Annotated in this window: 9 protein-coding genes; 2 read left to right on the top strand and 7 right to left on the bottom strand. The window is 55.2% G+C overall.

The annotated features are described in order from the left end of the window. Positions 1-41: 41 nt before the first annotated feature. Positions 42-2144 carry a P-loop NTPase family protein gene (locus tag ACFFJK_RS22720; protein WP_379681929.1) on the bottom strand — a complete coding sequence of 701 codons (2103 nt, stop codon included), beginning with the start codon at positions 2142-2144 and terminating at the stop codon, positions 42-44. Between the two features lie 650 nt (positions 2145-2794). On the opposite strand from ACFFJK_RS22720, the gene ACFFJK_RS22715 reads away from it, so the two are divergent. After that, entirely contained in the window at positions 2795-3262 is a 468-nt protein-coding gene (locus tag ACFFJK_RS22715) for a helix-turn-helix domain-containing protein (RefSeq protein WP_379681928.1), read from the top strand. After that, a complete protein-coding gene (locus ACFFJK_RS22710) occupies positions 3259-3795 on the top strand; it encodes an IS630 family transposase (protein ID WP_379681927.1) in 537 nt (178 codons plus the stop codon). The genes ACFFJK_RS22715 and ACFFJK_RS22710 overlap by 4 nt, the downstream gene beginning before the upstream one ends. A gap of 293 nt (positions 3796-4088) precedes the next feature. Here ACFFJK_RS22710 and ACFFJK_RS22705 read toward each other — a convergent pair whose 3' ends face one another. From ACFFJK_RS22705 to ACFFJK_RS22680, 6 genes are all read right to left on the bottom strand, one after another. Then, on the bottom strand, positions 4089-5039 hold the full coding sequence (locus tag ACFFJK_RS22705; protein WP_379681926.1) for a hypothetical protein: 951 nt from the start codon (positions 5037-5039) through the stop codon (positions 4089-4091). A gap of 60 nt (positions 5040-5099) precedes the next feature. Then, positions 5100-5897, bottom strand: coding sequence for a hypothetical protein (locus ACFFJK_RS22700; RefSeq protein WP_379681925.1), 798 nt, complete (start codon positions 5895-5897; stop codon positions 5100-5102). A gap of 280 nt (positions 5898-6177) precedes the next feature. Next, positions 6178-7827 carry a hypothetical protein gene (locus tag ACFFJK_RS22695; protein WP_379681924.1) on the bottom strand — a complete coding sequence of 550 codons (1650 nt, stop codon included), beginning with the start codon at positions 7825-7827 and terminating at the stop codon, positions 6178-6180. A 183-nt stretch (positions 7828-8010) separates the two neighbouring features. Beyond that, positions 8011-8487 (bottom strand): DNA-deoxyinosine glycosylase, encoded by a 477-nt coding sequence (locus ACFFJK_RS22690; protein ID WP_379681923.1) that lies wholly within the window; start codon positions 8485-8487, stop codon positions 8011-8013. A gap of 119 nt (positions 8488-8606) precedes the next feature. After that, entirely contained in the window at positions 8607-8771 is a 165-nt protein-coding gene (locus ACFFJK_RS22685) for a uracil-DNA glycosylase family protein (protein ID WP_379681922.1), read from the bottom strand. Positions 8772-8860: 89 nt separating this feature from the next. Then, a complete protein-coding gene (locus ACFFJK_RS22680; RefSeq protein ID WP_379681921.1) occupies positions 8861-10135 on the bottom strand; it encodes a glucan 1,4-alpha-maltotetraohydrolase domain-containing protein in 1275 nt (424 codons plus the stop codon). Positions 10136-10335: the final 200 nt, after the last annotated feature.

Below are 10335 nucleotides of genomic sequence, written 5' to 3'. Positions count from 1 at the left end.
CCGAATTGATACTCGGCAGTTTCCAAGTAGTTCCTGTGCCATTAAAGCGTTTTCATTTCTCCACCCTGATCCTCAATCGCGGCGCGCACAATGTTGCGCACCGCCTTCATGAAGTCGAGTGCCGGCTCAGAGTTGACGGTGCCTGGCACAGGCGCCGCCAGCTCGTAGATGCCACGGATGTCCACAGCACGGCGATCGGCAGACCCCTTGCCCTTGTGGTCGTTACCGCGCCGCCAATCGGCTAGGTGTTGATCCACCAGCCGAGCGACGGCCAGCGAATGCAGCTCGCGGAAGACAGCCTGGCGAATAGGCGCGATAGCCTCCTGCGCTTCGGTGTCGTCCTTCGGGGTGCGAGACCAGCGCACTGGGTGATCCAGAAAGTTGGAGATCTCTTCGGTGATTCGGCCCACGAAGTCAGCCACCGGCCGAAGGGAGTCGTACTCCACGTCCAGCTCGTTGGCGATGCGGCGGTTCAGCGCCTTCACGCGGGTCCAGTGTTCTTTGCTGATCTCCGCGCTGGAGGCAAAGCCCAGACGGAATTTCCATGCGCGCTGAAAGCTTTCTGCCGCGCGTTGCACGGCGAAGCCCAGACCGGACGGGTCATAGGAGGGCTTGGCATCTGGCAGTGGCGGCGGCGTGATGGAGCGCTCGAACTGCTCCATCAACTGCTCTAGCTGCGCCCGGACGCCGCCGGGCAGCTTCTCGGATGCTGCATCCAGACCACCGAGCATGAAACATTGGGCGTCGATCGTCCGCTCGATCGCGGTCACTATCGGGCCGTTCAGCACCTCTCGGAGGCGAGCCAGATAGTTGTACACCGAGGCCAGCACATGGGCCCGTTTGGCGGCGAACCCAGGCAGGTTGAGTCCCTTCACCTGATCAAAGTGCGTGAAAGCGATGGCGAGCTTGCCGTAGTTGCCGCTGGCAGCCACCGCACGCAGCACTGCCTGCGCAGCAGCCTGAATAGGCTGCTCAGCGTTGTCCACTAACAGGATCGTGTCCACGTCGGCGAACCGCTGGGTCACATGCGTGGTCACACTGCTGGAAGAGTCAGGAGTGTGGCCGAGACCTTGGCCGTCGAGGTAGACCACCTTGTCGCGGCGATTCGTGAAAACAGGATGCAGAGGACCGCGCACACGGATGCCGTCAACCAGCGGGGTCAACAGGCGGCCGAAGGCCGGCGCGTAGTTGCTGGAGAACCAGCGCACCTGACGCAAAAAATCGTCCCGGTCGGCGGTTTCATAGGTCCACAGTTCAGGCCAGCGGGCAGCCTTGCCGCGCTTGGTGAGTGTACCCACGTCCAGGCGGTCAAACCGCAGCTGGATGTCGTCCATGATATCCAACACCAAGTCCCGGAAGGCCTCGTCATCCAGCAGCTCGCTTTGAAAGATTTCAAGCGCGGCCTGCAGGTCTTCGGGCTGCGCAGTAGACGGCTCGGGCAGCAGTTCTGCTTTGATCGCAGCTGCCATCGCTGCGGCAATAGTCTTCACCCGATCTACGTAGCCGGCCAGCTTGATTTGCAGAGCGGCGGCATCCGCGGGCGGCACGGCTTCCCGGTCGTCAGCCACCGGGGCCGCAGATGGTCCATCGCCGCCACCGAAGTCCCAGTCATCGTCCGCGACGTCATCGCTAGGCGTCTTCCAGGCGCCCAGCAGGTAGCTCAGGCGGAAGCGTTGGTCGGCGTGGTGCAGCAACCTGTCTGCCACCTTTTCGTCACCCATCGAGTCCCACACGGCCGAGCAGGCTGCCACCACACAGTCCTCAACGTTTGCCCGGATGGCATGCTCCGAGAAGAAGGTGACGGCTGCACGGTACGGGCCATCGTCCGGGATCACCTCGATGTCGGACACCGTGGTCTTCGCGGTCGAGGTCGATGGGAAGCGATCCTTGTCGGGGTTGGAGCCGATCAGGTGTCGAAGAAGCGAGGTCTTGCCTGCGCCGGTCGTGCCGACGAACAGGACACGGGCATAGCCATCCGCGCGACCAGGCAAGGGGATGACGCTGTCGCGTAGCGCCACAGGGTTCGGCACGCTGGCCTGCAGTCCGTCGAAGAAGGCATCGACGACAATCGGGCTAAAGGCCTGAAGGGCTTCGTTGTACCGACTAGCGTTCCACCACGACTCATCGGCCAGCAACTTGTTCATCTGGGCAACGAGCGCATCCGCCTCCTCGGCGATGGCAGTACCAAGGCCGCGCCGAACCTTCAGGCCGGGCTTACCCTTAGAGTCGTTCCGGCAAGGATGTCGGAAGCTGATGCTGAAACCTGGGCGATCCTTGGTAGGGGATTTTGATGCGGTATATGGCACTTGCGCTCCTGTTGTTCCACGATGTACCGGACTCTACCGTACGCTTGAATTAGTGTCAATGAGTTTTTGGAACAACACGGAACAACGTCGATTAAGCTCCCTCTTGTATCTGCCGACCAGTGCCGCAGAAATACTCCACTCTAGCGTCGCTTCCCACTTCCGTAGCTGCCTGGCAAAATTAGACGCGAATCCATCAAATCCTGACTTTGCCTATCCATTTTGTCCCTTCCGACAGGCGTTTTAATACTCGCCTTCTTAACAACTTGTTTAGCTGGCTCCGCTTTTGGAGCCTTAGCTATTTGAACTCCCATTTGAAATCCCATTACCTTTCTGAACTTCCGGGGAGCCGTGTCGGTAACTACAATATTAAGCTTTGATTGCGCGGCGATAACTAGAGATTGAGCGTGTGGCGTATCTTCAACTGCGGCTAAGTAGTCGCCCATTTTTTGCTGTCAAAGTCAGATTGGCAATGCAGCAGGGGTTGAGCGATGAAGCACTTGGAGTTGACCGAGGACGAGCAGCGCACGCTGCGTGAGATGGGCGTTTTTCATCCGCATCCGAGGACGCGGATGCGAGCGCAAGGGATTTTGCGCCTGAGCCAAGGCCTGACCCTCCAGAAGACTGCTGACGAATTCGGCGTGCATCTGAACAGCGTCGAGCAGTGGCGGCAACGGTGGAGCAAGCTTGGCTTGGCCGGGTTGTACGAGGGACGTCATACCGGCCGACCGAGAAAGTGGACCGCCCAGCAACAGCAGGCTTTCGGTGAGTTGGCGGTTTCTGAGGGCGGGACTGTGGGTGCACTGCTGCGCCAGGTTGGGCAGAACCAAGACCGGGTGCCGATCAGCGAGAACACGGCCAAGCGATACCTCAAGGAGATGGATTTCACGTACAAGCGCTATCGGTATAGTTTAAAAAAAAGCGAAATCAAGAAGCGTTCGAGCACGCCAGCAAAGTGATCGACGCGCTGTCCCGGCTCGACCACGAACAGCAGTGCGAACTGCTGTACTTCGACGAGTCAGGTTTCAGTCCGAATCCGCCGGTGCAGTATGGATGGGGGAAAATCGGCCAGACCCGGGCTGTTGAACCGCTCGCGCATCGTCAGCGCGTGAACGTACTCGGCGCATTGCGCCACGACGGCTCGTTGACTTGGACTACGCAGCAGCGACCGACGACACGTGAGGATGTGATCGCGTTCTTCGATCAAGTCGCGGCTCAAGCGCACGAGGTTCCACGAATCGTCTTGATCGACAACGCCGGCATACACAAGGGCGCTCCGATCGACAAGAAGCGGCGCCAGTGGGCGAAACATGGCCTGTATTTGTACTATCTGCCACCCTACAGTCCAGAGCTGAATCGAATCGAGATCCTGTGGAAGCATGCCAAGCACTTCTGGCGTCGCTTCGTTGCCAAGAATGGCGCAGACCTGCTCGACGAGATTCAGTCCCTGATGAGCGGATTCGGCAGCAAGTTCACGATAAATTTTGGGTGACTACTTAGCAAGTTATTTAGCATAGTAAGGTTGCCATGTTTCAATGCGATTTTTATTGCAAGCTTTATCACCGACACATAAATTCGTGATTGAAGAACCTTGTTGATGTCAAGAAATGGCCTAATGTTTGGATTCGTCAGTGCGTTTATTAAGTCATGGCAGCTTTTAAGCTCGTTCTGATCCACTTTGTCTCTTTCCATTTTTTCTTTATCACAGCTTTAACTGCCGACCATCTTTTGCGATAAACTTTTTCCGATGGCGTCTGAACAACAAACCTGCACGTACCAAGGAAATTAATATAGTTCGCTAATCACATCTGAAATCGAGCCGACTTCTAAAGTCGCCTGAATAACGTGACCAATATTGCAGAGTAAGGAATCTTGATCGTCGAAAAGGTCGGCAAGTAAATTCGCCTCATTCATGTTTTTATTTACGATTGCATTGAGAACAGCCCTGGCAAGCGCTTCTGAACCAGGATTAATAATATCTATCGGCCCGCCATATTTACTACTAATCTTATGTTGGCGACTGATCTTTTGAATAGCTAGTAGAATGTCGGTTTTATATTTTCCATTTGCATCAAGAAGAAATTTTTTGATGGGGAATAAATCGATTTCTCTAGCTGCCGCTTTCATGAGGAATTTTGCCCCTCCTGTTGGCCCGGTAGCTCCCTTTTGATCGCATAAGTGGGGTTTCAGCCGATGTAGGAAGCAAAAATTATCGTGATGATCAACAAAGCCAAATCCTGACATTAAGTCCAGTGTTAACGAGTCTTCAAACATAAACTCGAGACAAAAATTCCCGTTGAAGAAGTGGCGATTTGTCGTTAAGTCGTAAAACCATGGACCGTCACGTAAGGTTGGATCGTATTTCTTTAAAAGCGAACTACGATCCTGATCGGTAATTAATATTCGACATGCGTGCGGTGAGTAATCTTCGATCACTTCAACCCAGTAAAAATTTTTCCCGGAAATTAGGGATTGAAAATCAAAATCGAATTTAATGTTGCCATACCGATAGCCTTTAAACCAATGGTTCGGGGAGAGCCAACCGACCAAGATTCTGCTTGTATTCAAATGCGATTTATCAAATACCAAACCAGGCTTGATAGCTCCATCTAGCACAATATTTAATGCTTGCTCCACATGCGATGTGTGACTGATCTTATCAAATGGCTGTAGTGAATTATCTATGGGGCGAAATCCACCTGCTGGTTTAACTTTATATGCTTCCCAAGGCTCCATTTATTCCTCTAGCCAAATGGAATTCAATGCGGATTATTTTGGTAACACGTCGGGTTGATTTCATTGCCCCCACTTTTTATATGCTTGAAGGCAGCTGTCAAAATTTTTCCAGACAGTTATATATCTTTCGATACCTTGAGCAAGTATGTCGGGAGACTTGAAGTCAACCATTCTTGGGGGTACACCAATTGCAGGTCCAGTACGGCAGATTTTATCCGTGCATCGAATAAGTTCTTGCATGTGGCTAAGCAATTCTTTGTCGTCGCAGTGATAAGTCGTGTTCCATTGAGTTGTCCAGTTCAATCCGATTTTAGGACTTGTGGACATCTGCTGTATGTGATGCTCAACTGCGTCTGAGATAGGAATTTCACGTTGAAAAGGTGGAGGTTGTTGCCAACGTAAGTTTTGTAGCGCATTGAAGAGAGACTGATGAGCTTTAAGAAATGCCTCTGCTCCAAGTAAGGAAGCTGAACTGGGCCTTGCCACTAGCGCTCGCGCATCAGGTTGTGCGATGGCCTGAAGTTGCTTTCCTTGGTTTTGAATCCACCAAGTTTTAGCTTCATTCTTCCAGCGGTGGAGCTGATCTATTGAGTAATCACCTGGTCGAGTTTTATCGACTATGCGATGACAAGTGGGACAAAGCCATGTGCCATTGCTTTCCATTGCACGCTGCTCAGGTGTTAATGGTGACTTTCCACGCGGCCCGTCTTCATTTTCGGCGACAATATGAGCGCCATCGCCAACTGATCGAGCAGCTCCTGGCAAGAAAACTCCAGTGAGTGATCGGCAATCTGGATTCGAACAAAAACCTCCAGTTTCTATTGACAATTTATAGCGCACACTATCAGAAAATGCCATTATTTCTCCCTTTTCTATTATTTTGTTGCCATGAAACGGGCTCACCCATAAAACTTTCGGCGTTTAGCGACGTACTCATGAGACCTTCAATGTAATTAGTGTTGGTACTAAATCCGGACTGTCCGCTTGTGGCCGACTGCTGCCGATGGCGACCGGCGGCACCCGACCCATTGCTGACACTTCTTAGCAGCGTCATCACCGCAGAGTAGGTGTTGAACAATAGATACGTGTTTGCTTTTTGCAGAATTCTGGAACTAGTTTGGCTGCAAGCCGAAGCTGTCTATTCGAGTTCCACCTGAGGTCCGTAACTAACTGCGTCGATGAGTTTCATCGCCTTTCGGGCTGCGGACTGGGCAGGCACTAGGTCGTCGTCGCGATGAATCCTAACAAGCATGTCTCGATCCTCCGGATCCGACGCCGCCTCAGCCAGAAGACGAGCCCAGTAACGCTTTGCCTCTTGATTGGGTAGGCCTAAGACCGCTTCGAACGCTTGCCCCACTGCCAACTCGCCTTCCGACACTCGACGAAGGACGACCTCGGCTTCCGGTCCAGCGTCTCGAGCGGCTCCACGATTACGCTCAATGGCCAGAGCAATAGCTTCGCGACGGGCGCCAGCTTCGGCGTAGGCTCTACGCACAGTAGCCACGAATGGGTTATCCGGCGCTAACACTTGCGTGTGTCGCAGCGCCTCAATCGCCTCCAACGTTGGGGCCTGCTGTTGTCGAAGATTCCCACCGCCACCGACAGCGAAAGCTCGACGCAATTGGGCAACAAGCTGCCCCAGGTCATCTACCATAGAGACCAAGAACCAGAACGGACGGTTGATCCGAGGCGACGATAGCGCGGTCACGATTAATGGCCAGGCGTCATGCGCCGTCAGCCTCTCGCGATTTAACTCTTGGACAAGTTGATTGGGTCCCAATACCCACAAGTCGAGCAGAAAGCTCTCGGGTGGCACCTCTAGATGTCCCTCGTTCAGACGCCCATTCGCCGTGCCGACGTAGGCGTCGAACTGTCCGAGCACGTCCCCAAACGCCCGACGTAGGTGGTGAGGCGCTATCGGAAGCGCGTTCGCATCATTGGGCCGTACGGCGACCGCTAAGCCTTGGCCACCAGCATTTAGCCGATGAAACCGGACTGGGGCTGCGCGTTCGAGGGTCTGAAGTAAAAGGTTGATGTCATCGTTCGTTGGCGCCACTGCAGATCGGTCGAATGCGTCTAACCAATCGGGAGCTATCGCCGGAACTTCCGGAAGCACAAGAAACAAAGACCGCAGGGCGGCGCTCCGCTCCCCCAGCGTTTCAGCTTCGATGAAGCGACGTGCCAAATCATCGACAATGACATCGGTATCAAGACGGGTCTCCGGCGGGCGAGGACGTTGCTCGAGGTATGGTCGAACGCGGCTCGAACGCGCTAATAGGTTGTAGAAGGCAAGAACCTTCTGTGCCTGCATCATGGCGACGGCACGCGATGGACCTTGACCTGCATGAAGGCCCGCCGCACGCTCGCCAATGATGAGCGTGAATCCCTCTGTGGCCCTGTGGAGTTCTTGTCGGTGAGCGGCAGCATCTGGAAGTCCGTAAGTCAAGAACGATGCTCGTGGTGGCGGGGCTATCAGTAGAGCTCGAATATCTTGAAGCACTTCACGAGCAGACTTGAACTGGGTCCGGCTCGACATTAACGCATCTTCGCCCAATACCTGCACAAGTATGGCGGACAGAACTTGTTCAACTGCCACACCAATAAGCCCAGCAGATGCAGCGAACTGCGCGGCACCAACGCGGAGCTCCTGGCGCGCAGGCAACCCTAGCCCGACAAACGCTAAATGCAGCGCTTCCTGGCTAGCCTCGATGAGCCGGACACTGCTAGTTCGGAGGTATTGCGGCATCGGCGATTCGATATTTGTATATTGAGCGGATAGCGCACCCAACGGCCGCCACTCATTCACTTCCGCTTTTGGCAGATCGCGGCCGTTTGACTAAGCATAGCAGGTTGCCCAAGTTGAAAAATCGCGGATTGTCACGACAGCCCGCTGTCGACATTGCAGACATTTAGAATGGCATATCGTGCACGATATGGGCCGCTCTACGTATGCCGACTGTCGCCGCTATCGCTAAGGTTTCACGATCTTCTTCCAAACAGCCAGCTTATCGTCGAAAGACATATGAGCATAGGCTGGTGATGACGACGGCAATACGAGGGTTTCGAAGCCTGCCACCCCAAAGCGTTGTGCGGATTTTCCGGAGGTCTTACCGTTGAAGCAGACGCGGAAAAGCTGAGGGCTGTGCTGTAGCAAAACACCGAATTCGTTGGTCTGTGCCTGACGAATGGCAGCGTCCAGGCTTCCTTCACGTTCACAAGCAGCGATGGTGTCCCACAGGCCGATCTGGTGAGCAAGCAAGCGATCCAATCGGTCGTTGTAATCCATATCTGCAAGAGGCTCATTGGTCACTGCAGACATAAGCCGCCAGAATTGATTCCTAGGGTGGGCATAGTATCGCTTTGCCGAAAGCGAAGCCTCACCAGGAAAACTTCCAAGAATGACAATACGGGTTTGCTGATCAAGAATGGGAGGCAAGCCAACTAACATTGGGCAACCTTGCTTGATAGTAAGTTAAACGAAGCAATATTCGAAATGAACACTTCATCTCAGATTTTGACGATGTGGATAACTCCAGCGCCAGATTTCGCGCGGATTCAAGGCCCGTTTTAGATACACGCTGAACAAACCTCGTCGTGCATAAACACCTGAGCGTAGTACTGGGCGGCGGCGAGCGAGGCCGCGCCGGGAAAGCTGCCCAGCACGAGGATGCGCACGTCGGCATCGATGACCGGGGCAAGCCCGGTCAGGGTCGGGGAAGCTGCGGTCGTCATGCCCGCATTGTAGCGGCGCCGTGGAGGCGCCGCGTTCCCTTGCCTGCCCGCGCGCCGCAGTGACTCGGCGGCGCAGGCAAGGAGCGACCTTACTTCATCCAGACCGCGTAGTTGGTGCCGGAGGTCTGCAGCGTCCAGCCGGTGCCCGGGCTCCAGCTGTTCGGACCGATCTTCATCGCCAGCTGGCGCGTCCTGCCGGTGATGATCGCCGCGTACAGGCCCTGCGTGGCGGCCTGGATCGCGACCGGCGAGGTCGAATGCACGCCCGCCGTGCGGCGCGCCTGCATCAGCGCGCTGATCGGCGTCTTGAGGTTCCAGTTGTAGATGTGCGGGTAGTAGACCGTCGGGATGCCCGGATGGCTCAGGATGTAGGCGTAGCCCTGCATCACCGCGCCGCACGGCACCGGCCAGTGGTTCTGGCCCACGCCGCAGCTTTCCGAAGGACCGGTATCGTGGTTGTCGACGAAGGTCACCGCCATCGCCGGCCACCAGCCTACCGCGCCCTGCGGCTTGCCGGTGGAATCGCGCAGGCGCCAGTAATTCCCGTTGTGCAGCGCGTCGTTGAGCAGGCCCTTGGTCGTGAAGTCGAAGGCGCCGCAGCTGTTGCCGGTACCGTTGATCCAGTTCATGATCTGCTGGCGGTGGGCGTCGATGTTGTTCAGGTTGAGGTCGGTCCACAGCTCGCCCACGCAGAACTGGGCGTTGAAGGCGTTCGCATACTGCCCGGCGTACTGTGCGCCGAACCCCTTCACGTAATCGAAGCGCAGCCCGCTGAAGCCGACCGGTTTCAGGGTGTAGTTGAGCCAATTGATGATGCCGTTCTGGGTTTCGCCGACATTGGTATGGTCGATGTCGCGGCCGGCGTTGAAACCCGAGCCGGTATCCGCATTCCCGAGCCCGCAGTTGCATTCGTCGTTGTTCACGATCGTGTGGCGGGTCCAGTTCGGGTTGGTGAAATCGGACCAGCCGGTCGATCCGACACGGTGGTTGACCACGATATCGGCGACCGCATGGATGCCGTTATTGGTAAAGGCGCGCACCACGTTGGTCAGCTCGGCCGAGCTGCCGTAGCTGGAATTGAGGTTGTTCAGCTGGCGCGGCAGGTAGCCTTCCCTTGCCGCCGAATCCGACGACGGCGGGAACCACACATGGCTGAAGCCCATCGCCTTCAGGTCTGCCACATTATTGTGCAAGGTGTTGTACCAGTTCGGGTTGCTGTAACCGGCCGAGTTCCAGTGGAATCCCTGCAGCAGGACGGCTGAACTGTTGCCTGCCTGGGCCGGCGGCGTGGCCGCAGTGGCAGGCATCGACATCATGATGGTGCTTGCTGCAAGCACGGCTGCAACGCTTACTTTCTTCTTCATGTCTCCTCCGGGTTTTTGGTACGGATTGGTAATGAGGTCGTTCTGAGAAAGCGATAACAACAGTCAACAACCATGCTTAACGAGTAATTTGACTACCAAGAGAGCGGCCAAACCTCGTCAATACATGTGTGGACGGGGAAATTTTGGGTGTTAACTTTTTATGTGTCAATTGAATTCTTCCTAAACTCTGTAGTTTTGCT

The organism is Massilia consociata, assembly GCF_042432755.1.
Taxonomy (GTDB): Bacteria; Pseudomonadota; Gammaproteobacteria; order Burkholderiales; family Burkholderiaceae_D; genus Telluria; species Telluria consociata.
Note: the sequence above shows the minus strand (reverse complement) of the source record. Positions and strands in the feature narration are given on the sequence as shown.

Coding starts and splice junctions, on each gene's coding strand:
- ACFFJK_RS22685 (WP_379681922.1), bottom strand. CDS start 8,771: ATGACGACCGCAGCTTCCCCGACCCTGACCGGGCTTGCCCCGGTCATC.
- ACFFJK_RS22680 (WP_379681921.1), bottom strand. CDS start 10,135: ATGAAGAAGAAAGTAAGCGTTGCAGCCGTGCTTGCAGCAAGCACCATC.
- ACFFJK_RS22715 (WP_379681928.1), top strand. CDS start 2,795: ATGAAGCACTTGGAGTTGACCGAGGACGAGCAGCGCACGCTGCGTGAG.
- ACFFJK_RS22690 (WP_379681923.1), bottom strand. CDS start 8,487: ATGTTAGTTGGCTTGCCTCCCATTCTTGATCAGCAAACCCGTATTGTC.
- ACFFJK_RS22700 (WP_379681925.1), bottom strand. CDS start 5,897: ATGGCATTTTCTGATAGTGTGCGCTATAAATTGTCAATAGAAACTGGA.
- ACFFJK_RS22720 (WP_379681929.1), bottom strand. CDS start 2,144: ATGAACAAGTTGCTGGCCGATGAGTCGTGGTGGAACGCTAGTCGGTAC.
- ACFFJK_RS22705 (WP_379681926.1), bottom strand. CDS start 5,039: ATGGAGCCTTGGGAAGCATATAAAGTTAAACCAGCAGGTGGATTTCGC.